This is a genomic window from Methylobacterium sp. A49B, assembly GCF_053346215.1.
The window spans coordinates 16947-41951 of the sequence record NZ_JBKFBO010000074.1 but is presented as its reverse complement, the minus strand read 5'-3'; the positions used below and the strand labels follow the sequence as shown (position 1 = coordinate 41951).

General features: G+C 71.1%; 23 protein-coding genes and 1 tRNA gene. 12 read left to right on the top strand and 12 right to left on the bottom strand.

Annotated features, from left to right (window positions below; genetic code table 11):
* From ACLBX9_RS09180 to ACLBX9_RS09170, 3 genes are all read right to left on the bottom strand, one after another.
* Positions 1-1049: polysaccharide biosynthesis/export family protein (locus ACLBX9_RS09180; protein ID WP_447718700.1), on the bottom strand; the 1049-nt coding region annotated here is incomplete at its 3' end.
* A gap of 193 nt (positions 1050-1242) precedes the next feature.
* Positions 1243-2733 (bottom strand): LTA synthase family protein, encoded by a 1491-nt coding sequence (locus ACLBX9_RS09175; RefSeq protein WP_447718699.1) that lies wholly within the window; start codon positions 2731-2733, stop codon positions 1243-1245.
* Positions 2734-2954: 221 nt separating this feature from the next.
* A complete protein-coding gene (locus tag ACLBX9_RS09170; protein ID WP_447718698.1) occupies positions 2955-4454 on the bottom strand; it encodes a capsular polysaccharide export protein, LipB/KpsS family in 1500 nt (499 codons plus the stop codon).
* 352 nt (positions 4455-4806) lie between these two features.
* On the opposite strand from ACLBX9_RS09170, the gene ACLBX9_RS09165 reads away from it, so the two are divergent.
* The 4 genes from ACLBX9_RS09165 to ACLBX9_RS09150 all read left to right on the top strand — a co-directional run bounded on the left by ACLBX9_RS09165 (position 4807) and on the right by ACLBX9_RS09150 (position 8319).
* Positions 4807-6114, top strand: coding sequence for a capsule biosynthesis protein (locus ACLBX9_RS09165; RefSeq protein WP_010685312.1), 1308 nt, complete (start codon positions 4807-4809; stop codon positions 6112-6114).
* 104 nt (positions 6115-6218) lie between these two features.
* Positions 6219-6986, top strand: a complete 768-nt coding sequence (locus ACLBX9_RS09160; protein ID WP_010685311.1) for an SDR family NAD(P)-dependent oxidoreductase — start codon at positions 6219-6221, stop codon at positions 6984-6986.
* Complete coding sequence (locus ACLBX9_RS09155; protein ID WP_447718697.1) at positions 6986-7846, top strand: formyltransferase family protein; 861 nt, start codon at positions 6986-6988, stop codon at positions 7844-7846. Before ACLBX9_RS09160 ends, ACLBX9_RS09155 begins: the two co-directional genes overlap by 1 nt.
* A gap of 62 nt (positions 7847-7908) precedes the next feature.
* The gene (locus ACLBX9_RS09150) at positions 7909-8319 is read left to right on the top strand and encodes a flagellar biosynthesis protein FlgC (protein ID WP_447718696.1); all 411 of its coding nucleotides are present in this window, start codon (positions 7909-7911) and stop codon (positions 8317-8319) included.
* On the opposite strand, the gene ACLBX9_RS09145 is transcribed toward ACLBX9_RS09150, so the two are convergent.
* The 3 genes from ACLBX9_RS09145 to ACLBX9_RS09135 all read right to left on the bottom strand — a co-directional run bounded on the left by ACLBX9_RS09145 (position 8312) and on the right by ACLBX9_RS09135 (position 12453).
* Positions 8312-9706, bottom strand: coding sequence for an amino acid permease (locus ACLBX9_RS09145; protein WP_447718695.1), 1395 nt, complete (start codon positions 9704-9706; stop codon positions 8312-8314). The two genes, ACLBX9_RS09150 and ACLBX9_RS09145, sit on opposite strands and share 8 nt — an antisense overlap.
* A 73-nt stretch (positions 9707-9779) precedes the next feature.
* A complete protein-coding gene (locus tag ACLBX9_RS09140; protein WP_447718694.1) occupies positions 9780-10460 on the bottom strand; it encodes a hypothetical protein in 681 nt (226 codons plus the stop codon).
* Positions 10453-12453 (bottom strand): hypothetical protein, encoded by a 2001-nt coding sequence (locus tag ACLBX9_RS09135; RefSeq protein WP_447718693.1) that lies wholly within the window; start codon positions 12451-12453, stop codon positions 10453-10455. Before ACLBX9_RS09135 ends, ACLBX9_RS09140 begins: the two co-directional genes overlap by 8 nt.
* Positions 12454-12908: 455 nt before the next feature.
* On the opposite strand from ACLBX9_RS09135, the gene rpsO reads away from it, so the two are divergent.
* The 3 genes from rpsO (at position 12909) to ACLBX9_RS09120 (ending at position 16002) form a co-directional block, all read left to right on the top strand.
* Positions 12909-13178 (top strand): 30S ribosomal protein S15, encoded by a 270-nt coding sequence (gene rpsO, locus ACLBX9_RS09130; RefSeq protein ID WP_010685305.1) that lies wholly within the window; start codon positions 12909-12911, stop codon positions 13176-13178.
* A 209-nt stretch (positions 13179-13387) separates the two neighbouring features.
* Entirely contained in the window at positions 13388-15610 is a 2223-nt protein-coding gene (gene pnp, locus ACLBX9_RS09125; RefSeq protein WP_010685304.1) for a polyribonucleotide nucleotidyltransferase, read from the top strand.
* A 170-nt stretch (positions 15611-15780) separates the two neighbouring features.
* On the top strand, positions 15781-16002 hold the full coding sequence (locus ACLBX9_RS09120; protein WP_012317941.1) for a YgaP-like transmembrane domain: 222 nt from the start codon (positions 15781-15783) through the stop codon (positions 16000-16002).
* An 81-nt stretch (positions 16003-16083) separates the two neighbouring features.
* Here the strand turns inward: ACLBX9_RS09120 and ACLBX9_RS09115 are convergent, their stop codons facing one another.
* Positions 16084-16347 carry a GlsB/YeaQ/YmgE family stress response membrane protein gene (locus ACLBX9_RS09115; RefSeq protein WP_010685302.1) on the bottom strand — a complete coding sequence of 88 codons (264 nt, stop codon included), beginning with the start codon at positions 16345-16347 and terminating at the stop codon, positions 16084-16086.
* Between the two features lie 182 nt (positions 16348-16529).
* Between ACLBX9_RS09115 and ACLBX9_RS09110 the strand changes: the two genes are divergently transcribed.
* Complete coding sequence (locus ACLBX9_RS09110; RefSeq protein ID WP_010685301.1) at positions 16530-16886, top strand: RidA family protein; 357 nt, start codon at positions 16530-16532, stop codon at positions 16884-16886.
* Entirely contained in the window at positions 16883-18010 is a 1128-nt protein-coding gene (locus ACLBX9_RS09105) for a polyamine ABC transporter substrate-binding protein (protein WP_191991830.1), read from the top strand. The genes ACLBX9_RS09110 and ACLBX9_RS09105 overlap by 4 nt, the downstream gene beginning before the upstream one ends.
* Before the next feature lie 43 nt (positions 18011-18053).
* Here the strand turns inward: ACLBX9_RS09105 and ACLBX9_RS09100 are convergent, their stop codons facing one another.
* The gene (locus ACLBX9_RS09100) at positions 18054-18467 is read right to left on the bottom strand and encodes a DUF3597 domain-containing protein (protein ID WP_447718692.1); all 414 of its coding nucleotides are present in this window, start codon (positions 18465-18467) and stop codon (positions 18054-18056) included.
* Between the two features lie 414 nt (positions 18468-18881).
* Between ACLBX9_RS09100 and ACLBX9_RS09095 the strand changes: the two genes are divergently transcribed.
* Positions 18882-19937: a double zinc ribbon domain-containing protein gene (locus ACLBX9_RS09095; protein ID WP_447718691.1), complete on the top strand. Its 1056-nt coding sequence runs from the start codon at positions 18882-18884 to the stop codon at positions 19935-19937.
* A gap of 670 nt (positions 19938-20607) precedes the next feature.
* On the opposite strand, the gene ACLBX9_RS09090 is transcribed toward ACLBX9_RS09095, so the two are convergent.
* Positions 20608-20925, bottom strand: a complete 318-nt coding sequence (locus ACLBX9_RS09090) for a hypothetical protein (protein ID WP_010685296.1) — start codon at positions 20923-20925, stop codon at positions 20608-20610.
* Between the two features lie 23 nt (positions 20926-20948).
* Positions 20949-22799, bottom strand: a complete 1851-nt coding sequence (locus ACLBX9_RS09085) for a DEAD/DEAH box helicase (RefSeq protein ID WP_447718690.1) — start codon at positions 22797-22799, stop codon at positions 20949-20951.
* A gap of 446 nt (positions 22800-23245) precedes the next feature.
* On the opposite strand from ACLBX9_RS09085, the gene ACLBX9_RS09080 reads away from it, so the two are divergent.
* Positions 23246-23329 (top strand) — tRNA-Tyr (locus tag ACLBX9_RS09080).
* A 17-nt stretch (positions 23330-23346) separates the two neighbouring features.
* Here the strand turns inward: ACLBX9_RS09080 and ruvC are convergent.
* The gene (gene ruvC, locus ACLBX9_RS09075; RefSeq protein WP_447718689.1) at positions 23347-23970 is read right to left on the bottom strand and encodes a crossover junction endodeoxyribonuclease RuvC; all 624 of its coding nucleotides are present in this window, start codon (positions 23968-23970) and stop codon (positions 23347-23349) included.
* A 90-nt stretch (positions 23971-24060) separates the two neighbouring features.
* Between ruvC and ACLBX9_RS09070 the strand changes: the two genes are divergently transcribed.
* Positions 24061-24633, top strand: coding sequence for a peroxidase-related enzyme (locus ACLBX9_RS09070; RefSeq protein ID WP_447718688.1), 573 nt, complete (start codon positions 24061-24063; stop codon positions 24631-24633).
* A 7-nt stretch (positions 24634-24640) separates the two neighbouring features.
* Here ACLBX9_RS09070 and ACLBX9_RS09065 read toward each other — a convergent pair whose 3' ends face one another.
* Positions 24641-24961: a YnfA family protein gene (locus ACLBX9_RS09065; RefSeq protein WP_447718687.1), complete on the bottom strand. Its 321-nt coding sequence runs from the start codon at positions 24959-24961 to the stop codon at positions 24641-24643.
* Positions 24962-25005 lie beyond the last annotated feature (44 nt).

Here is a 25005-nt window from a genome sequence, read left to right as displayed (position 1 = left end):
GCCTGGCTGACGAACAGGCTGTTGGGGTCGCGCATGTCGATCCGGTAGACCACCGGCACCAGCGGCGTGCCCAGGAGCTTCGAGCCCGGGTTCAGCCGGCGCACCACGCTGGCCGGCTCGAACCGGAAGATGAACGTGCCCGCCGGGTCGGCGGCGAAGTCCGACAGCCCGCGCGCCTTGGCCAGCGCCTGCGCCAGGGTGATCCCGTCGGCCTGGAACGGCAGCTCGGTGCTGTTGCCCAGCGCGCCCACCGCGATGAAGGTCTGCGGGTCGCGCACCAGGGTCAGCACGTCGTTGGGCCGCAGGTAGATGTTCTCACGCGGGTTCGACACCACCGTGGTCAGCGGCACCGTGGCGGTGACCGGCCCGCGCGAGAGCCGCACGAAGGTCTCGTTGACCGGCGCGCGGTTGCCGCCCGCGGAGGCGATGACGTCGAGGATGCGGTCGCCGTGGCCCGACAGCGGCAGGCGGGCGCCGGCCGCGCCCTCGCCGGTGACGGTGACCGCCTGGCTGATCGGGCGGGTGACCGAGACCAGCACCTGCGGCTGGATGGCCTTGCCGGCGAGCTCGTTCTCGATGAGCGCCTGCACGTCCTGGGTGCGGCGGCCGGCGACCTTGATGCGGCCGGCATAGGGCACCGAGATGGCGCCGTCGCGCCCGACCGGCTGCTCGGGGATGAGCGCGGACTTCGAGCCGGCGGAGAAGCGGTCGGCGACCAGCGGTCCGGAGAACAGGCCGCCGGAGCCGGCTTCCCAGACGGAGACGGAGACCATGTCGCCGATGCCGATCACCGGCTCGGAGGACGGGCGGTGGTCGCCGAAGGAGGCGAGCAGGCTGTCCAGCGGCCGGCCGCGCAGGGCCTCGACGACGCTCGGGGTGACGTCGATGATCTCGTAGCGCGCCAGAAGACCGCCATCCGCCGTCGCCACCTCGGCGCCGGCCTGGATCATGCTCGCCGTCGGTCCCGCCGCGGGCAGGTAATTGCATCCACCGATCGATCCCGCCGCCAGAGCGGTCATCAAGGCAGTGCACGCCGACTTACGCAGCATTACTGAGACTTCTCCACGCCGACGCCGCGCCATCGCTGGCCCGGCCCGGGACATCCACCTTGACCGCCAAACGCTGCGATCACTTTAACGGCCGCTTCGAAGCCGCGGCCCCGTCGCGGACAGCCACGCTATCGGCCGGTAATGCGTCACCAGCGTGGCACCGCCACGCTTATGCCGCCCAAGCTTAACCATATCATGTCCCGGCGGCGATGTCCGCAGGGTGGGCGGCCAGGGCGCCGCGCAGCGTCCGGCCGAGCGCGTCCGCTGCGATGTCGACCCGGCGCGGGGCCGTCGGAGGCCGGCCGAAGCGGAACAGGGCGTAGTCGGTGGTCCGGTCCCCGAAGCCCGGCTTGCAGGCCGGCAGCGAGGGCGCGTGGTCGCCGAACACGCAGAGGGTGATGACCTCGCCGCGCTCCCGGGCCAGGGCGTCGAGCCCGGCCACGAGGTTCTCGACCATCCGGCCCGTATTGGCGACGTGATGGAGATACTGCGCCTGCGGGTCATCGAGGCCGGGCAGCCGTCCCGGCTTCCACGGGCCGTGGTTCTCCATCGTGACGCAGAACAGGAACAGCGGCCTGCGCCGGGCCCCAACCTCCGTCAGAAGGCGCTCGCCGAGGGCGACGTCGCCGACATAGGGGCCGACCCGCGGCACGCCCCCGAAAGCCTCACCCATGACGAGGTCGCTGAAGCCGAAGGCCTCCATCACCTGTGCCCGACGGAAGAAGTCCCGGTGGAACGGGTGGAGGAACAAGGTCTCGTAGCCGCGCCCGCGGGCGAGCCGGGCCAGGCTCGTCGGCTCGTCGCCGCTGCGCGACGTGTAGGGGTCGTACCGGCCGAAGCCGAGGGTGTCGGGGGGGCGGCCGGTGAGGACCGCGTGCTCGCTGCGCATCGTGTAGGCGCCGTGGGCCGGGACCCGCAAGCGTCCGTACTGCGCGGATCTGGTCCGGAACACCTCCATCGCCGGCAGCGGCGCTCCGCCCAGGCGCTCCGGATCGATGAACGATTCGAGCTGGATCACCACCACCACGTCGTCGCCCCTGCCCGGTGGCAGGGCTGGCGGCTCGGGCACCGGCTCGCTCCGCGCCAGCGCCCGGGCGGTGTAGCCCAGCAGACTCGCCGGCAGGCCGGCCCGGGCCACGTCGGCCTCCAGGTCGGGGGCCGGGAACCAGCGGGCGACCAGCCGGGCGAGCGCGGGACGCGGTGCTGCCCAGACGACCAGCCCGAGCCCGAGGGGCAGGCCCAGCAGGGCCGCGACCCGCGCGAGCGGGGCCGCCGGGAGGACGCTCGGCTCGCTGCGGTACCAGAGGATCGTCGCGCCGAGCGTCAGGAGCGTTGGGACCGAGATCCGCGGGTCCCAGAGCGGCGGGATGTAGTAGAGCTGCGGATGCCGCGGAACCTGCGGCAGCAGGGCGAAGTCGCTGAACAGCAGGGGCTCGCCGATCACCGAGCGCTTGGCGCGGCTAACGACGATCAGCGCCGCGACCGTGATCACGCAGGTCAGGCCGGCGAGCCAGGGCCGCCAGGAGAATTCGAACCAGAACAGCAGGATCAGCAGGTAGCCGAGGAGCCGCAGGGCGAGATCCCGCGGCGCGAGGCTCGCCCGGGTGATCGAGTCGCCCGCGAACACCTCAAGGGCAAGGCAGACGCTGAGCGCGAGGACGGTGGCGGTGAGGAACGTCGTCACGACTCGAGCACTCGACGTTGGGGGCGGCCCTGCTCGCCGCCGGGATGCAGCCCGGCGGGAAACAGCGCGCGGGAGCAAGGGCTTGTCGGCCGTTCCTGATCCGGAATGGTCGGGTGCGGCCCGCTTGCGTTCTGCTGACGGCCGACTCTAGCAGCCCGCGCCATCCCTTTGGTGTCACATCAGGGTCGCGCACGCCGCGATTTTGCGGCGCGGCATCGGCTCTACCGAGGGCGGCCGGCGTCGCGGCCGACCCCGCGGCGGCTGCGCAGGGCCCGCACGAGGGGGGTCAGGAGCCCGTAGCGCGCGCGCATCACGAGGTGGGCGACCGGATTGATCGAGAGCGCGCTGCGCGGGGCCGCCTCCCGGGCCGCAGTGAGGCGGTCGAGGAGCTGCTCCGGGCTGCACGGCTTCATCGCCACCGGATCGAGGTAGCGCGCGTAGAGGATCATGGCGCCCGCCACCAGCTCGTCGAGGCTCAGCCGGCGGCCGCGATCGGCCCCCGGCGCGAGGTCCTCCGACAGGCCCCAGCCCGCGTAGAACGGACGGCCGTGCGTCGCCACGGTGAGCCCGCGGATCAGCGCCTCGAAGCCTGCGAGCGACGTCATGGTCTCGACGTGGTGCACCCGGTCCAGCAGGTCGACGATGCTGAGGCCGGCCACGATCCGGTCGGCGAGTCGCAGCGCCTCGTCCTCCGGAATGACGCCCGGACGGAAGCCCGCCTCCACGTCGGGATGCGGCTTGTAGAGCAGGAAGGCGTCCGGGTTGCGCCGTCGCGCGGCCTCCAGCAGGGCCCGGTTCGAGCGGACCAGGGGGGAGCCGTAGCGCACCGAGGCGTCGTCCTCCACCTGTCCCGGCACCAGCACGATCCTGCGTCCCGCGGGCCAGTCCAGCGCCGTGGCGTCGAGGCCGACATTGTACTTGCTGAGACGGCGCGCCACGACCTCCTCGCGCAGGCGCCGCGCCCGGGCGACGAGGTCCGGGGTGAAATCCGCCTCGGCCAGCAGCCGCTGCAGGCGACTCTCCCGCCGCGGGTCGTAGTAGATGCCGAGATCGTCCACCACGATGGAGGCGCCGGGCTGGAGGCTCGCGCCGAGGCCCACGGAGCGCAGGAACCCGTCCTCCACCCGGGCGAGTGGCAGCCCGGCCGTCGCGCAGGCCTCTTCCAGCTGCCCCGGCGCCCGGGTCGCCCAGGCGAGGACGCGGCCGCGATGGCGCTGCCCCGCGGCGACCGCCGCCTCCGTGGTCATGGTGTGGACCGGCCGCCCGGCCGGGCCGGCCCCGAGCACGTCGAGGGCGGGCCGCTTCCAGCGCGACATCCCGACATAGACCACGCGCCGGTCGTTCTCGGCGAAGCGCGCGGCGAGCCACGCCACATGCTCGGCGCAGGCGGCGCGATCGACCGGCGCCCGCGTCCAGGGATCGAGGTAGTGGATGCCGCCCTCCCCGCCGACGGGCGCGCCGTCGAGGCTGATCCGCAGGGATGCGAAACCGGTGTCCGGATTGTCGTAGGGACTGAGGAGCGGCCCCGGCGCGACCGTGAGGCGGCGGCATCCGGCGAGGGTCAGCAGGCGCCCTGGCAGACGACTTCGTGCCCAGATCACCGCGATCGCCCCGGGCCGCGCCGACCCGAAGGCAAGGCCCGTCGCGGCCTCGATCTCCGCCCGCAGGCGGCGGATCGTGCGGCCGGTCGCGAACAGCGACGGGGTCGAGTCAGCGGACATGGTCTGCGGGTCCAGCTCCGGTCGGGCGGTGTTTGTGCGGCGGATGGCGCCGGGTCGGGCCCGCCTGTAGCGCATTTTTGCGCGCGTGGGATGGCTGGGCAACGCGGGGACAAGTCCACGCCTGCCGCCCTCGCCACGGACTGGAAAGGATTTGGACATATCGTCGCCGCGATTGCCGGCTCAATCCGTGGCGAAGCCGCACAGCGCGTGACCGTTGCACACGGGACACGCCGGCGCGGAAAAGCCTTGGCGACGCCTCGGCTCGATTGCGGGGCCGCCGGGCAGCATGGCACCTCATGGTGTCGTGGGCCCGGTTCGGCCGGCCACAGGTTAAGGACAGAAGCGCCGCGGAATGCAACAGCCCGCCCTCGACGTCCTCCGCGACCGCCCGGCGACCTTCCTGTTCCTGCAGGGCATCGCCACGCCATTCTTCTCCGATCTCGGGAAGGCGCTGCGCGCGCGGGGCCATCAGGTCCGGCGCATCAACCTGTGTCCCGGCGACTGGCTGTTCTGGAACGGCGAGGCGGACAATTACCGCGGCCGCCGCGAGGCCTGGGGCGCGTATCTCGAATCCTACCTCACCCGCGAGGGCGTCACCGACATCGTGCTGTTCGGCGATTGCCGGCCGTTCCACAAGGCCGCGCGCATGATCGCAGAGTACCGCGGCCTGCGGGTGCACGTGTTCGAGGAGGGCTATATCCGCCCGAACTGGATCACCTGCGAACTGGGCGGCGTGAACGGCTTCTCGGCCCTGCCGCGCACGGCCGACGCTGTGCGCGCCCTGGCCCGCCGTCTGCCGCAGCCCGGCCGGGCGATGCCCTCCACGGGCGACATGGCCCGCCGCAGCGTCTGGGATGTCGGCTACAACCTCGCCAACGTCCTGTTCCCCTACCTCTTCCCGCATTTCCGCAGCCACCGGCCGACCCACATCGCGGCCGAGTATGCCGGCTGGATCAAGAAGTTCGCCCGGCGCGCCCATACCCGCCGCGAGGCGGCGCGCTGCGACGAGATCTACCGGGCGGTCGGGTGCGACTACTTCCTGCTGCCGCTCCAGCTCGACAGCGACTACCAGATCCGGGTCCACTCGCCGTTCCTCGGTGTCGAGGGCTTCATGGACCGGGTGATCAAGTCCTTCGCGGACGCCTCCTCGGCGCCGACCCGCCTGCTGGTGAAGCTGCACCCGCTCGACAGCGGCCTGATTAACTGGCGCAAATTCGCGCGCGCCTCGGCCCGGCGCCACGGCGTCAGCGACCGGCTCGACTTCATCGACGGCGGCGACCTGCCGGCCCTGATCAAGGGCGCCCGCGGCGTTGTCATCGTCAATTCGACGGTGGGCATGCTGTCGCTGGAGATGGGCCGCCCGACCCACGCGGTCGGCACCGCGATCTACAACATGGCGGGCCTGACCCATCAGGGCGACCTCGACGGCTTCTGGAAGAACCCGACGCCGCCCGACATGGACCTGATGGCGGATTTCCGCCGGGTCGTGCTGCACCGGACCCAGGTGAACGGCGGCTTCTTCTCCAAGGAGGCCATCGACCGCGCCGTGGCGGGCTCGGTGCCGCGCATGGAATCGGCCCTGCCCGATTCGATGCTGGCGGCGGCGCGGGCGATCCGCGAGGTGGCAGACAGGGACGGCGAACTGGCCCCCGTCTACTGACGCCACGCCCGCCGGGCCGTTCGGAAGCGTTTGAAACGGCTTTCGCCGTCGGCGACCGCTCCCGACCTTGATCTTTCCACGCCCGGCGGCGTAGCACCCGCCGCATGCCCCGCATTCTGATCACCGGCGCGTCGAGTGGCATCGGCGCCGCGTTGGCGCGCCACTACGCGCAGACCGGCACGAGCCTCATCCTCGTCGGCCGCAACCCCGACCGTCTGGAGACGGTCGCCCGCGACTGCCGCGCCAAGGGCGCCGCCGTCGAGACCGCCCGCCTCGACACCCGGGACCGGGACGCCACGGTGGCGCTGGTCCGGGCGTCGGATGCGGCCGCGCCCCTCGACCTCGTGATCGCCAACGCGGCGGTCAACGGCGGTAACCAGGACGGGCAGGTCGAGGCCGAGGACGTGGCCTTCGAGACCGCCGACATCAACTACACCGGCTCGCTCAACGTGATGCTGCCGGTCCTGACGCTGATGCTCCAGCGCGGGCACGGCCAGATCGTCCTGCTGTCGTCGCTCGCCGCCTATGCGCCCCTCCAGGATGCGCCGGCCTATAGCGGCGCCAAGGCGGCGCTCGTCGCCCACGGCCTCGCCCTGCGCCAGAAGGTCGGGCCCCGGGGCGTGAAGGTCAACGTCGTGACGCCAGGCTACGTGAAGACGCCGATGGGCGGCGAGCTCAAGGGCTGGCGCCCTCTGGAGATCAGCGCTGAGGAAGCGGCCGTGCGCATCGCCAAGGGCATCGCGGCCAACCGCGACGTGATCGCGTTCCCCTACATCCTCACGGCGCTGGCCCGCACCGTGCTGCTGCTGCCGGAAAGCGTCCGCAAGGCCGGCCTCTACGCGTTCCGGTTCCAGAGGCGGAAGCGGCGCTGATGCCCCGCGCCCGGATCGCGCTGTTCGTCCTGGAGGCCCTGCCGAACGCCCGCGTGGTGCGCCGGTTCGTGGCCGACCACCGGGCCGACATCGCCCTGGTCGGGCTCTCGAACGCCGAGCGGCCGTCGAGCGGGGGCCTGACCGGGCAGGTCCGGCGGCACCTCGCGCGCTCCGGGTCCGGGATCCTTCCCTATCTCGCGGTGAATTTCGGCCTGCCGGACCTGCTGCGCCCGCTCGCGCCGCTCACGCAGGCGGCGTCCGGCAGCACGGACGCGCCGGAGGCGACGCCCCTCAAGACCCTGTGCCGCCGCCTCGCCATCCCGACCCTGACGGTGGACGACGTCAACGGCCCCGAGGTCGCGCAGCGCCTGCGGGAGGCGGCGCCGGACCTGATCCTGACCTACCATTTCGACCAGATCCTCAAGGCCGAGACCATCGGTCTCGCCCGGCTCGGCGGCATCAACGGGCATCCCGGCCTGCTGCCGCGCCACCGCGGCCCGGTGCCGACGATCCACGCCCTGGCGGAGGGGCCGGGCAGCTTCGGCATGACCCTGCACCGGCTGGCTGCCACCATCGACACGGGCGCGATCCTCGCCCAGGAGGCGGTGCCGCTGCCGGCCGCCACCACCGCGACCCGGGCCTCCGTGGCCCTGCACGCCCACGGGCGCGGGATGCTCGACCACCTGCTCGACGCGGTCGCGGCGGCCGGTGCCCTGCCGGAGGGCCGGTCGGAGGCGGTGCTGCCCTACTGCCCCTTCCCCGACCGGGCCATGCTGGCGGCCCTGCGGCGCAGGGGCCTGCGGCTGACCGACGGTCGGGATCTCCGAGAGGCGGTGAGCCTTTCCGGCAAGGCGGCTTAACCGGCGGTTAAGGCTGTTTGGTAAGCTTGCGGTCAGGCTCCTCGATCGCCGACCGAATCCCCATGCCGGATACCAGCGCCCTCCATTCGGCCTCCGACGTGCTGGCCGCCGGCCGGCAGGTGCAGAGCGGGCGGATCCGCACGATCTCCGAGAACCTCGCCAACGCCGAGTCGGTCGCCACGACACCCGGCGGTTCACCCTATGTCCGCAAGATCGCGGTGTTCGCGCCCGTGGTGCCCGACGATCCCCGCGACCCGGTCGGCCGGATCGTGCGCGACACGAGCGACTTCCGCAGACGCTACGAACCCGCGAACGTCGCGGCCGACCTCAGGGGCTACGTCAGGCTGCCGAACGTGAACGCCACGACGGAATCGGCGGACCTGCAGCGGGTGGTCCGGAACTACGAGCTGAGCCTGAACGCCTCGAACGCGCTCAGCACCCTCACGCAGGCGACGATCAACCTGATCAGCTGAGCCGGGCGTGGCGCCGGCCGTAGCCGGCGTAGATGGCGAGACCGATCGCCAGCCAGACGCCCAGGCGGATCCAGGTATCGGCCGGCAACGAGGCCATCAGCATCCCGCAGGACAGGATCCCGAGACCGGCCGTGAGCGGCGCCGCCGGCACCCGGAACGGCCGCGTGCGGTCCGGATCCATCCGCCGGAGAATCAGCACCGTGGCGCAGACGAGGCTGAAGGCGAGCAGCGTGCCGATGCTGACGATCTCGCCGAGGATGTCGATAGGCACGAGCCCGGCCACCACCGCGGTGAACACGCCGATCACCAGTTGGCTCGCCACCGGAGCGCGCGTCACCGGATGGACCCGGCAGAAGACGCGCGGAAGGAGCCCGTCACGCGCCATGGCGAAGAAGATGCGCCCCTGGCCGTAGAGGGCGGTCAGCGCCGAGGTCGTCAGGCCGATGAGGGCGCCGGCCTTGATCACCGTCGCGAAGCCCGGCAGCCCGATTGCGTCGACCGCCTTGGCGACAGGATCGGCGACGTCGAGGTCGCGGTAGGGGATGAGGCCGGTGAGCACCGCCGCCATCGCCACGTACAGCACCGTGGTGATCAGCAGCGAGCCGATGAGCCCCACCGGCGCGTCGCGCTGCGGCGCCCGGCACTCGCCCGCGGCCGTCGCGACGGTCTCGAAGCCTACGAAGGCGAAGAACACCACCGCGGCCCCGCGGACCACGCCGCTCCATCCGTAGGCACCGAAGGATCCGGCATTGTCCGGCACGAAAGGATGCCAGAGTTCCGGCCGGAGATGCGCCGCGCCGACACCCAGGAAGGCCACGATGATGGCCACCTTGCAGGCGACGAGCAGCCCGTTGATGAGCGCGGCTTCCTGGGTGGCGCGCGTCAGCAGGAGAGTCAGGGCCAGGACGATGCCCACCGCCGGCAGGTTCACGAGGCCGCCGTCGCCAGGCGCGCCGGCCAGCGCCGCCGGCAGCCGCAGGCCGAACTCCGCAACCAGTGACTGCGCGTAGCCGGACCAGCCGACCGCCACCGTCGCGGCCGCCATGGCGAATTCGAGGACGAGGTCCCAGCCGATGATCCAGGCTGGGAACCGGCCCAGGCTCGCGCGGGTGTAGGTGTAGGTGGAGCCCGCCTCCGGGATCATCGCCGCCAGCTCAGCGTAGCACAGGCCGACGAGGCCGCAGGCGATCCCGCCGATCACGAAGGAGAGGCTGAGGGCGGGGCCGGCATATTGGGCCGCCGCCGTCCCGGTGAGCACGAAGATGCCGGCGCCGATCGTGGCGCCGAGCCCGATGGCCACGAGGCCGGGGGCCGTGAGGCTGCGGGCGAGGTCCCGGCCGGACCGCGCGGCCTCACCGGTCCCAGTGGTCACCGCCGACTCCGCCATCGTTCCCATCCCTCGCGCCTCAGGATCCCAGCACTGCGTCAGGGCACGTTCCATGCCCGGGCGCGCGGACGGATCATCGCCGCAACCCGCTCTCGGATCCGCCACCCGGACCCGCGTCGCGGACGATCTCCGCCGATCGCGCGGAGGCCGATCCGTCGGAGGCGCCGCCATCGATCATCCGCGTGTCGGTCCTGAAGGCCCTGGCGACGAGGCCGGCGAATCGGATGAAGGCCCGGCCCTGCGGGGTGATGACGTAGCCGTCCTCCGCGGGCGCGATGTTGCCGGACGCGTGCTGCTCGGCGAGCCGCCGCTCCATCTGCCGGAACGTGCCGAGATAGACGGTCTCGAACACCGCCCGCGCCCGCGCGGCGTTGTAGCTGTCGTCGGGATGCGCCGCCATCTGGCCGAGCAGGAAAGTGCTGATGGAGCGATCGACCGTCACGGGCAGGATCACGAACGCGCTCAGGTTCAGCGACAGCGACAGGACGCAGGCCCCGAGGGCATCGCGGCGGCGCAGGCCCCAGGCGCGGCCGAGGCCTGCCAGCACCGTGAGCGCCGCGAGGGTGATCAGGAAGGCGACCACCATGAGGATCAGGCCGCGGTAGAACAGGATCGTCACGCCGGACCAGAGATCCGTCTGGAACAGCAGCACGAAGCAGCCGAGACCGAGGGCGAGCGCCCCCGCGTGCAGAAGCGTCTGCGCGCCGAGCCAGCGCAGGGCGGAACCCGCGCGCGAGGGGGCAGGCTCAGTCATGGATATCCTCCACGCGCAGGATCCGGACGAGCGGACCCGCATAACTCGGACGCGCCCGCCGGAGCCATGAATCCGGGTCGGCCCAGACCTCGTCCCGCGCCGTCACGACGAGCGCGCCGACACCGGAGGCGGCGGCCAGGCGGCGCACCTCGGCGGCGGTCAGGCCGGCGCCGAAGATCGGCCCGAGCGCCGCGACGCGCGCGGCGACCAGCTCCGGATCCGCGCCGAACAGCTGCGCCTTCCGGTCGGCCACCGCCACCGGCTGGTGCCCGTAGAGGCCGAACGCGAAGACCCGCGGCGGGCGCGGCGAGGCCTGCAGCACCATGTCCGCGGGCAGGTGCGTGCCGGCCCAGGCATAGGCCGCGCGCAGGTCCCGGTCGATGTCGGGGCGGCCGTTGAGGAAGGCGAAATCCGCCCGTCCGGCGGCGGGATAGGCCCGCATCTCGACGAAGCCGTAGAGCGTCGTCGCATATCCGAGGAGCAGCAATGCCGCGAACGCTCTCGGCATCGTCAGCCGCGGTCCGGCAGCGCTGCGGGCCAGGGCGGCCGCGGTCCAGACCACCGCCGAGACCTGAGCGAGGAGCACCACGCGCCAGCCGAGGTCGTTGTAGAGGATGGCCGAGCGCAGAAACCCGCCGAGCAGCAGGGATGCGGCGGCGCAGATGGTCAGGAGCCGTCCCGCCTCGCGCGCATGCGCCGCGCCGCGTGGGGTGATCTGCCAGAACAGGAGCGTTCCGGCCGCGAGCGCGCCCAGCGCGAAGGCGTAATTGGCCGGCAGGAGGATCAGCCGGAGGATGCTCTGGACAGGCTCGTCGGCGATTCCCTCAATGGGACCGAAGGGCCTGATACCGAACAGGATCGGGGCGGCCGATCCGGCCCGGCTGCCCATGAGGCTGAGCAGGTAAGGCGTGGCCAGGACGACGCTGAGCAGGCCGGCGGCACACAGCCGGGCCGCCGCGCGCCAGCGGCGCTCGAAGCCGAGCAGCGCCAGCCAGATCGCGGCCGCAGCCGTGGTGCCGAGGCAGACCCAGACCGACAGACCCGCGCAGGCCGCGAAGGCGGTCCCCGCCACGGCGACCGCGGCAGCCTCCGCGCGCCGTCCGGGCTGCGCCCGGTCGGCGACCTCGGCCAGGACCAGGAGGCCCAGCCAACCGGCCAGCGCGGCGGCGACGTGATGCGGGACCCAGACCAGGGAGGTCGGCCAGTTGACGACCTGCTCGTTCAGCCATTCCGGGATCGGGAGCCAGGAACCGGACTGGGCCCTGTCGGCGACGACCAGCAGGATGTCGAGGCCGCCGGCCGGCAGGACGATCCAGAGGGACCGGCGCACGAGCCGGGGCGCCGCGTCGCGGACGAGGCCCGTCGCCGCGAGCAGCCGGTCCAGCAGGCCGAAAAGGGCGAGGCCCGTCCAGAACGTCATCCCCGCGAAAGCTGTCCGTCCGTCGACGAACCGCCCGCCGGCCCAGTCGACCAGGGCGGTGAGCGTGTAGAAGAAGTAGTAATAGCCGGCCCGCTCCGGGCGGGCGACGAACGGGTCCACCGGCGGCAGCCCGCCGTCGGCGATCGCACGGGTCAGGGCGGCGTGCTTGACGAGGTCGATGACGGTGATCGGCTGGTAGAGGGCCGAGCCGGTGTCGATGTCGATCAGCGCGTAGGCGACGATCACGAGCCAGAGGCCGCCGAGCGCGACGGCCGGGCGATCGATCGGGCCGCGCAGGTCGCCGAGTGCCGGGCGCAGGGCCGCGAGCCCGAGTGTGCCATTCGCCAGAAGGGCCAGCGGGACGCCGCCGGCCTGGACGATCAGGCTGTCGAGGGCCGGCAGCAGGCCGATGCCGAGGAGCGCTGCGCTCAAGGCCCGCGGCCCGGGCTCCAGCGCCCGGAAGCCGAGGATTCCGGTCAGGTTGCCCAAGGCGTAGCCCGGCAGGAGGACGAGGGGAACGCCGAGCAGCGTCGCGAGGACGACACCGCACGCATCCGAGAGGGTGCCGTTCATCGCCGGGCCGGGTTTCGCGCGCGGTGTCGGCCTATCACGGGGGCGTTAACCCTTTTCCCGGGGCCGCCGCGGACGAGACGTTGGGGCAGTGCCGCCATGCGGCTCGTTCTTGTGCTGGGTCCCGGATCGCCTTCCACCGCGTTCCAGGCGTCCGGAAAAGGTGCCGGTTCATCCTGCACCGGCCTCTTCCCGGACAGGTGGAGCGGAAGCGGAACCTGATCCGGGACCCCCACAGGACGTGCCGCGAAGCGGTTCAACTGCCCCCACCCCGGGGCTGGCATATCCCCCGGTTTCGTGTATGGATCGCGCGGCCTCGACCCGGGTTTCCGGGCGGGGCTTGAGCCGCTTGGCGCTGTGACCGTGCTGGACGACATCCCGGCACCGGCCGAACGCCGAGCCCGCGCGCGCCCGTTTCGGGGCGCCGCATCCGACCAGCACAACCCGAAAGGCACGCGATGTCGATCACGGCAGAGCGCAAGACCGCGCTCATCAAGGAACACCGCAAAGACGCCAAGGACACCGGCTCCCCGGAAGTCCAGGTGGCGATCCTCACCGAGCGGATCACCAACCTCACCGGCCACTTCAAGACCCACGCCAAGGACAACCATTCCCGGCGCGGCCTCCTGAAGCTGGTCTCGCAGCGCCGCTCGCTGCTCGACTACGTCAAGCGCAAGGACGAGGCCCGCTACCGCGCCCTCATCGAGCGTCTCGGCATCCGCCGCTAAGGCGGGTTCGCGCGGTTCCGGGCCCGGCCCGGGGCCGCGTTTCACCATCACGGGCTGCCGGAATGGGTCCGGCCTCCCGACAAGCGGGCCGCTTCGAGGCGTCGGCATCGGGGCAGGATCGCGAGACACTTTCCGCAGCGAAGTGTCTCGCCGTCTTGCCCCCGGCGGCGCCGGGCTTGGGCCCGCCGCAGGCAAGGAAGAGATCAGGAATGTTCGACGTTCAACGCGAAGAGCTGATGTGGGGCGACCGCAAGCTCGTCCTCGAGACCGGCAAGGTCGCCCGTCAGGCCGACGGCGCCGTGGTCGCCACCTACGGTGAGACATCGGTGCTCGCCACCGTGGTCGCCACGAAGGAGCCGAAGCCCGGCATCGACTTCATGCCGCTCACCGTGAACTACCAGGAGCGCGCCTACGCGGCCGGCCGCATCCCGGGCGGCTACTTCAAGCGCGAGGGCCGTCCCTCCGAGAAGGAGACCCTGGTCTCCCGCCTCATCGACCGCCCGATCCGCCCGCTCTTCGTCGAGGGCTGGCGCAACGACACGCAGGTCGTCGTCACCGTCCTGACCCACGACCTCGAGAACGATCCCGACATCGTCGCCATGGTCGCGGCCTCCGCGGCGCTGACCCTGTCGGGCGTGCCGTTCATGGGCCCGATCGGCGGTGCCCGCGTCGGCTACATCAACGGCGGCTACCGGCTGAACCCGCTGGTCACCGAGACCAAGGAAGAGTCCAGCCTCGACCTCGTCGTCGCCGGCACGCAGGACGCGGTGCTGATGGTCGAGTCGGAGGCCAAGGAGCTCTCCGAAGACGTAATGCTCGGCGCCGTGATGTTCGGCCACAAGCACTTCCAGCCGGTGATCGAGGCGATCATCCGCCTGGCCGAGAAGGCCGCCAAGGAGCCGCGCGACTTCAAGGCCCCGGAGAACGCCGACGTCGAGAAGGCCGTCCTGGAGGTCTGCGAGGCGGAGCTGCGCGCCGCCTACACCAAGACCGTCAAGCAGGAGCGCTACGCCGCCGTCGACGCCGTGAAGGCGAAGGTGATGGCCGCCCTCTGCCCCGAGGGCGCCGAGAAGTTCCCGGCCGAGAAGGTCAAGGCCGCCTTCAAGGAGGCCCAGTCGAAGGTGGTCCGCTGGAACATCCTCGACAGCGGCGCCCGCATCGACGGCCGCGACGTGAAGACGGTCCGCTCGATCCTCTCCGAGGTCGGCGTTCTGCCCCGCGCCCACGGTTCGGCCCTGTTCACCCGGGGCGAGACCCAAGCGCTCGTGGTGGCGACGCTCGGCACCGGCGAGGACGAGCAGTTCATCGACGCGCTGGAAGGCACCTACAAGGAGCGCTTCCTCCTCCACTACAACTTCCCTCCCTATAGCGTCGGCGAGACCGGCCGGATGGGCTCGCCGGGCCGCCGCGAGATCGGCCACGGCAAGCTCGCGTGGCGGGCGATCCGCCCGGTCCTGCCGCCGGCCCACGAGTTCCCCTACACGATCCGCGTCGTGTCGGAGATCACCGAGTCCAACGGCTCGTCCTCGATGGCCTCGGTCTGCGGCGGCTCGCTGTCGCTGATGGATGCCGGCGTGCCGCTGCGCCGTCCGGTGGCGGGCATCGCCATGGGCCTCATCCTCGAGGGTGAGCGCTTCGCGGTCCTGTCCGACATCCTGGGCGACGAGGATCACCTCGGCGACATGGACTTCAAGGTGGCCGGCACGGACGAGGGCGTGACCTCGCTCCAGATGGACATCAAGATCGCCGGCATCACCGAGGAGATCATGAAGATCGCCCTCGCCCAGGCGAAGGACGGCCGCGCCCACATCCTCGCCGAGATGGCGAAGGCCCTGACAGCCGCCCGCCCCGAGCTCGGCGAGTACGCGCCGCGCATCGAGACGATGCAGATCCCGACGGACAAGATCCGCGACGTGATCGGCACCGGCGGCAAGGTGATCCGCGAGATCGTCGAGAAGACCGGCGCCAAGATCAACATCGAGGATACCGGCGTCGTGAAGATCGCCTCCTCGGACGGGAAGGCCATCAAGGCGGCCTACAACTGGATCCGCTCGATCGTGGCGGAGCCGGAGCCCGGCGTGATCTACGACGGCACGATCGTGAAGTGCATGGAGTTCGGCGCCTTCGTGAACTTCTTCGGCGCCAAGGACGGCCTCGTGCACATCTCGGAACTGGCCGCGAACCGGGTCGCCAAGGTGACGGACGTCGTCAAGGAAGGCGACAAGGTCAAGGTCAAGTTCCTCGGCCAGGACGACCGCGGCAAGATCCGCTTGTCCATGAAGGTCGTCGACCAGCAGACCGGCGAGGACATCACCGACAAGATCAAGGCGCAGCGCGACGCCGAGCGGGCGGAGCGCGGTGACGAGCCGCGTGAGCCCCGCGGCGAGGGCGGCCGCCACCGCGGCGAGCGCCGCCGCGAGGCGGGCGAGTAAGCAGGGAAACGCCCGCGCCGGCTGGGGCCGGCGCGGCTTTCCCAACGGGCGCGGTCCTCCGGGGCCGCGCCCTTTTTGTTTCGTCTCTGGATGGGCTCAGCGCTGGCCGCCGACCGGGAACGGGGCGCCCGATGCCGCGTTCCCCCGCGACTTCCCAACCGGAGACCCTCATGGCCAACGACATGATGCACGATATCTTCAGCGGGCAGCCGAACCTGTCGACGACGGAGCGCGCCGTCTCGGTGGCGCTGGGCCTCGGCATCGCCGCCGCGGCCGCGCAGCCCCGTCCCAACAAGCTCCTGAGCCTGCTGGCGCTCGTGGTCGGCGTCGGCCTCGCGGTGCGCGGCGCTACCGGCCATTGCGCCGTGAAGGCCGCCTCCGAGCATTTCTGAGCCTCAGGGCCGATCGTGGCCCAGAAAAAAAGGGGCGCCCCGCGGGGCGCCCCTCGTCGTTTCCGGACCTGCCGGAGGAAATCAGTAGGTGGTGGTGCGGCGGCCGGCGATCATGCCGTAGATGAACAGCACGACCACCGCGCCCACGATGGCGCCGATGAAGCCCGCGCCCTGGTTCGGCCCGTACCAGCCGATGGCCTGGCCCAGGAAGGTCGCCACGAAGGCGCCGACGATGCCGAGGATCGTGGTTAGGATGAAGCCGGCGGGCTCGTTCGGGCCCGGCATGATGAACTTGGCGATGACGCCGGCGAGGAACCCGATGATGATGGTCCAGAGGATACCCATGACAAACCCCAAGGCGTGACTGTCGATGGCGGCAGAACGCTTTACGACCCGCGACGGTTGCCCGCACCCTGGCACGCGACGACGATTTTCCTCGGGGTCCCCGGGTGGTTGCGCGCGCGCCCCTTTACCGCCAAGCCGGTGCGGCGGCAGATACGCCGGTTCTTGAGACGGTGGAGACGGGTATGGACATCAAGCGGATCGAGCCGGGCAAGCGGATGTCGCAGGCCGTCACCTTCGGCGACATGGTCTACCTCGCCGGGCAGGTCGCCTCCGACACGGTCGGCACCGGCGTGACGATCCAGACCCAGCAGATCCTCTCCGAGATCGACCGGCTTCTCGCCGCCTCCGGCAGCGACAAGGAGCGGATCCTCTCGGCCACCGTGTACCTCGCCGACATCGCGACCTTCGCGGAGATGAACGCCGCCTGGGATGCCTGGGTCTCGCCGGAGAACCCGCCGGCGCGCGCCACCGTCGAGGCCAAGCTCGCCGCGCCCGAATACCTGGTCGAGATCGTGGTCGTGGCGGCGAGGAGCCGGTGAACGGCCCGCGCCGCACCGTCCTGACAGCCGCGGCGATTGCCCTCGCGGGGGCTTGCCTGGCGGCCCTCCCCCTCGTGCGGCCGGCCCCGGCCGCCGAGGAGCGGATCCTCAACATCTACAACTGGTCGGACTACATCGATCCGAAGGTGCTCGAAGCCTTCACCCGCGAGACCGGGATCAAGGTCGTCTACGACACCTACGACAACAACGAGATCCTGGAGACCAAGCTGCTCGCGGGCCGGTCCGGCTACGATCTCGTCGTCCCGTCGGGTCCCTACCTGCAGCGGCTGATCCGGGCCGGCGCCTTCCTGCCCCTCGACAAGTCCAAGCTGAAGAACCTCGGAAACCTCTGGTCGGAGGTCACCAGCCGGCTGGCCGCCTACGATCCGGGGAACACCTACGCGGTCGATTACATGTGGGGCACCACCGGCATCGGCTACAACGTCGCCGCCGTCCGCGAGCGGCTGGGCGCCGGCGCGGCCCTGAACTCCTGGACCCTCGTCCTCAATCCCGCCTCGGCGAACAGGCTGAAGGAGTGCGGGATCATGATGCTCGACAGCCCCGAGGATCTGATCCCCAGCATGCTTCCCGCCTTCGGCGCCAAGGCGGATTCGAAGCGCTGGGACGACCTGACCCTGGTGACCGACGCCCTCTACAAGGTGCGCGGCAGCGTGCGGAAGTTCCACTCGTCGGAATACATCCAGGCTTTGGCCAACGGCGATATCTGCGTGGCGGTCGGCTATTCCGGCGACGTGATGCAGGCCAAGCGCCGGGCCGAGGAGGCCAAGAACGGCATCGACATCGCCTACGTGGTGCCGAAGGAAGGCGCGCTGATGTGGTTCGACACCTTCGCGATCCCGAAGGATGCCGCCCACCCGGCCGAGGCGCTCGCCTTCATCGACTACATGATGCGGCCCGAGGTGGCGGCGGCCAACACCAACTTCGTGGCCTATGCCAGCGGCAACCTCGCGGCCAAGAAGTTCGTGAAGCCCGAGATCCTGAGCAATCCCGGCATCTACCCGGACGAGGCGACGATGCAGCGCCTGTCCATCAACACGGCCTGGGACGACCGCACCCAGCGCTTCGTGACCCGCCTCTGGACGCGGGTGCGGACCGGGCGCTGAACGGGGATCCGGCGCCGCGCGCCGGATCCCGCAGCCGCAAGGACTAGTGCTTCAGGTCGTCCGGCACCTTGCCGCCGTTCTCGGCGAGCTTCTGCATCACCTGCTTGTGCAGCCAGATGTTCATGCTGGCCGAATCGTCCTTGTCGCCGGTGTAGTGCAGCTCGTCGGCGAGCTGCTTGCGCGAGGCGAGGCCGGAATCGAGGCCGAGCAGCTTCATCAGGTCCACGATCGAGTGGCGCCAGTCGAGCGTCTGCGGGTTCTTCTCGGCAAGGCTGGTGAGAACCGCCGCGACATCCACCGGCTCGCCGCCGCCGGAGCTGCCGGGCGCCGAGGGCGTCGAGGGGGTGCCCGACGTGGCCGGACCGCCCGAGCCGGCCGTGGGCGCGGGTGCGGCGTCCGCGGTTCCGCCGCCGAACGGATGGAGGATCTTGCCGACGATGCTGCCGAGGAGGCTCATGGCTCCGCTCCAATTCTCGTGACCCAGCTTACGTACTGGGCGGCCTGACAACAGGTTATGCGGCTTGGCGTTCCGTTTGCCCGCGGCGGGGATGTCCGGAATGCGCGCGCGTCGACCATCGACTGCTCTCGCGACGCGCAGGTCTATTCGAGGCCGGGAACGCGTTGCTGATCACGCCGGGCCGGGTTCCAGCGGATGATGCGGAAGTCTCGCGAGACTTGCCCCGCTCCACCTCACGAAGACAGGCGCGTCTCGGCGCGTCCTGCTAGGCTCGAGGCGTCCTCCCGGGGCCTGATTCGATCCTGCGGCCGCGCGGGACGCGACGGTCGTGTCGGGCTGGACGGGTGACTCGGGGGCCTGCCACCGGCAGTTCGGGCGCCGTCACGCTCCCACGGAACCGTCGAGGATCGAGCCTTGAGATCTGGTGTCAGTCTCTCCGAACGGACCTTCACCCTCATCCTGTGGCTGGTGGCCTTCGCGTTCGCGGGCTTCCTGATCGGGCTCGGATCACTGGTCGTCGGCGATCTGCCGGAGGTCGAGCACCGCTACGCCCTCGAGCAGTTCCTCGACCCCGAGAAGGCGCAGGCCACCGATGCGGCCTTGAAGCAGGTCCGCCGCGCGCGCGGCGACAACCAGCAGCAGTCGGACCAGGCGCAACTTGCCCTTGAGGCGGCCCGCTCAGCCTCCGCGGCCGCCCGCGAGACCTTCGCCAACTGGCTCAAGACACGGGATACGACCCAGCGCGTCGATCAGGATCCCGATCTCATCGCCCGCACGCAGCGGCTCGACGCCCTGAAGGCCGCCGAGCGGACCGTCGAGGAGCAGCTGGAAGGCTTGGCCCAGACGGATCTCGGTCTCGCGCAGAAGGAGGCGGCGCTGACGACCGAGGCGAGCGAGCAGCGGGCCGAAGCCCAGCAGAAGCTCCTGGCCGCCGAGGGAACACAGGAGCTGCGGGTCTTCGGCTACCGGCTGGCCTTGACCCTTCCGCTGCTGGTCCTGGCCGGCTGGCTGCTGCTGAAGCGGCGGAACACGCGCAACTGGCCGTTCGTCTGGGGCTTCGCGCTGGCGGCGGCGTTCGCCTTCTTCGTCGAGCTGGTGCCGTATCTGCCGAGCTACGGCGGTTACGTCCACTACGGCGTCGGGGTGGCGGTCACGCTCGTGGCCGGACGCGCGGCGATCAACGCCCTCCACACCTACCGGGAACGTCAGCGCCTGGCGGAGGCCCGGCCCGACGAGGAGCGGCGCACCGAGATCGCGACGGATCAAGCTCTCCTCCGCCTCGCCAAGAAGGTCTGCCCGGGCTGCGAGCGCCCCGTCGACGTGGCGAGCCCGGACGCGAATTTCTGCCCGCATTGCGGGATCGGCCTGTTCGAGCGATGCCCCGCCTGCGATCACCGCAAGAGCACGTTCGAGCGCTTCTGCTCCGCCTGCGGCAGCCGGGCTCTCGGGCCGGCCCCGACAAGGGCCTGACAGGCACCGGCCCCGCGGATCCACGCAGGGGACACGGCACGAGACCGGAACGGTCGGATATGGGTCGTCCAGCCTGATCCTCTCATCCTTCGAGGCCCGCTGCGCCGCGCCCTCAGGAGGCGGGAGGTCTCTGCGATCACCCAATCAGCGTGCCGTCATGGACCGTGCCGGCCGCCACAGCTAGGCGCGGGCGCCATGAAGCGCCACGCCGAGCAGGCACAATCCAAGCACGATACAGATCCCGCACCAGCGTTCCAGCTCGGCCGCACGCGCCGGGAAGCGCAGTGAGAGGCCCGCGAAACCGATGCCGCAGATTAAACATCCCACACTCATCACGGCGATCAGTCGGCTGCCCTGTTGGTCGACTCAAGATCCGCACGCATAATCAGCTTTCAATGAACATGGAAGCGGTAAAATACAATTTCTGTGTGAAAATCCGCGTCGTATGACCGAAAACTGCGGAGAATCATCGCAGGTGACAAACGTTAATATCAGTTGATGACGTGGTGTCGGCGATACAGATCAGGATCATCGTCGGATCCGTACGAAGTCCGGGATCGAAAACAGATTACAAGACCAATTCCATGAGTAATATGCCTCGCCGAGTGCGCGTGCCGATCTTGCCAAGGTAGAAACCGGACTCGATGCCTCGCGACCCGCGGGCCTAACCTTAGGCCAAGAGGGCGACGATGAGGGCGGTCCGTTCCTCCGCCGTCGGCCCCAGGGCTTCGCTGCGGCCGGCGCGGCCGTACCAGTAGCGCGCGTTGCCGGCATCGCCCTCGATCCGGTGAAGATGGGCGTGGACCCAGGCGGCTTCGGGACCGGTCGCGTCCTGGACGAGGGCGTGCGCCCGCTCCCAGCCTTCCGAGCCCGGTTCCCCCGGTTCGCGGGCGAGCCACCAGAGCGCCGCGAGCGGCGCCGGCCACCCCGCGGGGGGCGCGTCGCCCGTCAGGGTCGCGGCGAATTCCGCCGGCAAGCTCTCGGTCATCGGACGCTCCTCACGGTTTCGCTTCAGCGACCGGCAGCGCGTTCCGGTTGCCAGCGGCCGCGGCGCTGGCGGGCCGACCAGGCGTAGCGGGCGTCGCCGTCGAGGCGGTCGAGATGGTCCGACAGGCGGTTTCGTTCAAGCCAGGCGAGCGCCGCCTCGAGCTCGGGAAGCGTCATCGTCGCGCGGCCCTTGCCCAGGACGCGCTTCAGGACGGCGTTGTAGCGATGCGCTAGGTTGCCGCCGCGCGGCACGCGCAGGGAGGCTTCGTCCTCGACCGCCTGTGCCGCCACCGTCGCGGCGAGCCTCTGCCGCAGGGTCCGCTCGGTGATCGAAGGGGGTTCCGGCGCCGGTGCGGCCGGTGCCGGTTCGGCGAGGCGCGGACGAAGCAGGGCATAGCGAAGGCCGATCGCGTTGCTCTCCAGGGGCGTGATCCCGGCGGGTTCGTCGTCGCGCCAGCGGGTCCGCTCGGGCACGACGGCGCTCGCCGGCCGCTCGCGCGGCGGACGCACGCTGCTGCCCTGCTCGGTCTCGAGTTCGAGACGAAAGCGGGCGAAGAGCGGGTCATCGGGGTGGAAGATCAGCGCCTGCTGCGCGTCGTAGGACCCCGCGTGGGGATCGACCCGGGTGGCCCGCGCCAGCATCTGCTCCAGCCAGGGGCGCGAGCGGATATGGGTGAGCGCGGCGACCACCGCGACCTCCGGGGCGTCGAGCCCCTCGTACGCCATGGCCACGGTGACGAGGATGGCCGGTTCGGGCGTGAGGCGGAACGCGGCGAGGGCCGCGTGGGCGTCGCCCTGGCCGGAGGTGGCGAGGCGCACGTCCCGCTCCCCCTGCCCCGGCGGCATCCAGCTCCGCAGGGTCGCGAGATACGCGCGGGCGCTCGCTTGGTCCGGCGCCACGACGAGGAGCTTGCCGAGACCCCGCACCGTCTCGCCGGCCGGAAGGCCCCGCTCGGCACGGCGCCGGGCGCGGAGGCGCTTCGTGGCGTGGAAGGCCTCGCTCAGGAGATCGCGGGCGAAGCCCGTGCGCAGGGCCGTGAACAGGGCCGGCCGGGTCGTGACCCGCACCGAGCCGGCGCCGAGTCTGTGCGGCCCGACCCGGGGGCTGTCGCCGGCGATCCGCCCGCCTTCCAGCCAGCTCGCCTCGCCATCGATGGCCCCGAACGTGACCGGCAGCACCGCCCGCTCGGCGAGCGCCTGCGCCCGGGAGTAGCCGATCACCGCGAGGCCCGGGGCGTCGAGATCGAGTTCCGGTCCGCGCCCCAGCGCGGCCGGCTGGTAGGGCAGTCCGAGGATGCGCCGCCCGTCCGCCCGTTCCAGCGTGCCGGAGAGGTAAAGGCGGAACGCGGCCGCCTCCATCAGGGGCAGCATTGCCCGGGACCAAGCCCCCGCTTCGCTCTCCTCCGGCGACGCCTCCTCGGATCCCGGCCGCCCGGGCACCGGGAGGTGGTGGACCTCGTCGACGACCAGGAGCGTGCGGTGCGCCCGCGCCTCCGCGAGGTGAAGCGCCGGGGCGGCGGCGACCGCCTGATAGGTGGTGACGTAACCGGCCAAGCCTCGGGAGGGATCGCGTTCGTTATCGGCCGCGCGCACGCTGAGGGCATGCCCGAAGGTGGCGCGCCAGAGCGGATCGGCGAAGGCCTCTTCGGCCTGCAGCCTCAGGGAGTCCCGCGGCACCACCCAGACCACCCGCGCGACCAGCCCGGCCGCGATGAGCCGGTGCGCGGCGATCACCGGCAGAAGCGACTTGCCGCCGCCGGGCGTCACCGCGGCCAGGATTTTCCGTATATGGACCGCCTCCCCGCGGGCCATGGCATCGACCAGCGCCATCAGCGTGCGCTGGTGCGACCGCAGGGACGGGGCGGGGCGGGTCAATGGCCGGCGACGCAGGGGAACATGTGCGCACCGTGACCGATCGGGATTCTTTTGGGAATCCCCGGAGTCGCGGAACGTTCGCGTTTTCGTCCCGAGGCGCGCGTCAGTCTGGCCCGGTCTGGCCGAGGCGTCGCGTCTCGGGCCTGCCGTCGCTCTCCGGCCTTGGCTGGCCGGCGGTGAGCGTCTTGGCTGCTTGCACGAAGCCCAGAGCCGCCGGCAGGAACCGTCGATCCGTAACGCCCGCGAGTCCCGCGGTGAGCCCACGGTTGCATCCGTGCCGGGGTCGCGGTTCTTCCGCTCCAGCGGGAACAGCGCTCGAGCCGGGACACGGCGCGGGCGGCGCCGCGTGCCTCCGCTTCACGCGGCATCGTGGATCCGGTCACGACAAGCGTTGACACCCGGCCCACCCCTCACCATAAGGGCGCCGCGGGTGAGAAACCCGCCTTGGGGGAATGTCCCGAGCGGCAAAGGGGGCGGACTGTAAATCCGCTGCGTAAGCTTCGTAGGTTCGAGTCCTACTTCCCCCACCAAGTCCTTCCCGGTCCCGTCAAATCTGTTTGGCCAGCGCGGCCTCGATGCGCGCGGCTGCGGCGGCGGAGAAACCCTTCCCTTCGAGACCCTGTCCGGCGGCCGCCTGGCCGGTGAGGCTGCGGCGCTTGCCGCCCGGCAGATGCGCCCGACGGAGCGCGTGTGCGTCCCGGTGGCTGGCATGGGTGATCGCGATGGCCAGCGCGTCGGCGGCATCGGCGACGCGGAACTCGGCCTTCGGCAGCAGGAAGCGCACCATCGCCTGGATCTGGACCTTCTCGGCGTGGCCGGAGCCCGCGACGGTCTTCTTGATCAGGTTCGCCGCGTACTCGAACACCGGCAGCCCGGCGAGCGCCGGGACCACCAGCGCCATGGCCCGGGCATGGCCGAGCTTGAGCGTCGCCTGGGCGTCCTTGTTGACGAAGGTCTCCTCCACGGCGACCTCGTCGGGCCGCACGGCCTCGACGATGCGGCTGATGCCCTCAAACAGCTCGCGCAGCCTCAGGGCCAGCGGAAGGTCGCCGTCCGACGTGACGACACCGCAATCGCCGTAGGTGAGCTTCACCCCCTGCGCGGTGATGAGGCCCCAGCCAGTGCGGCGGAGCCCGGGATCGATGCCGAGGATGCGGACGGCGCTGGACATGGTGCTCCACGGCTCGACGAACGGCCCGAAGCTGCCGTACGTATCGTGAACGCTTGGTTTCACCAAGGCGCGCGAATTCCGAGGATGACCATGAGCGCGGACGCCCCGATCAGCCGCTTCCCGGTACCGAAGCTCTCGGACATGCCGGAGGATCTCCGGGCCCGGATCGCCCTGGTGCAGGAGAAGGCGGGCTTCGTGCCGAACATCTTCCTGGCGCTGGCCCACCGCCCGGACGAGTTTCGAGCCTTCATGGCCTATCACGACGCGCTGATGGACCGGCCCGGCGGCCTGTCCAAGGCCGACCGCGAGATGATCGTGGTGGCCACCAGCGCGGCCAACCAGTGCCTCTACTGCGTGGTCGCCCATGGGGCGATCCTGCGGGTCCGGGCCAAGAACCCGCTGATCGCCGATCAGGTCGCGGTCAATTACGCCAAGGCCGACATCACCCCGCGCCAGCGCGCCATGCTGGCCTTCGCGGTGAAGGTCGCGACGGCCTCCCAGGCGGTCGGCGCGGCGGACCACGCTGCGCTCGCCGAGCACGGCTTCAGCCCGGAGGACATCTGGGACATCGCGGCGATCACCGCCCTCTTTGCCCTTTCCAACCGGATCGCCAGCGTGGCGGATCTGCGGCCGAACGTCGAGTTCTACGCGATGGGCCGCTGAGCCCGCGTCAGCCGCGCCGGCCCAGCAGGATCAGCGCCGTCCCGGCGAGGCAGACGGCGCTGCCCGCGAGGTCCCAGCGATCGGGCCGCTGTCCCTCGGCGAGCCACAGCCACATCAGCGAAGCGGCGACGTAGACCCCGCCATACGCCGCGAAGGTGCGTCCCGCCGCCGGACTGTCCACCAGCGTCAGCAGGCCGGCGAACGCCGCTAGGGAGGCCAGGCCGGGCAGGACCCACCAGACGGAGCGGCCGAGCCGCAGCCAGGACCAGAACGCGAAGCATCCGGCGATCTCCGCGAAGGCGGCGCCGGCATAGGCCAGGATGGTCATCGGCCCAGCTTGGCACGGGGGACTGCGCGGCGCGAATCGAACGA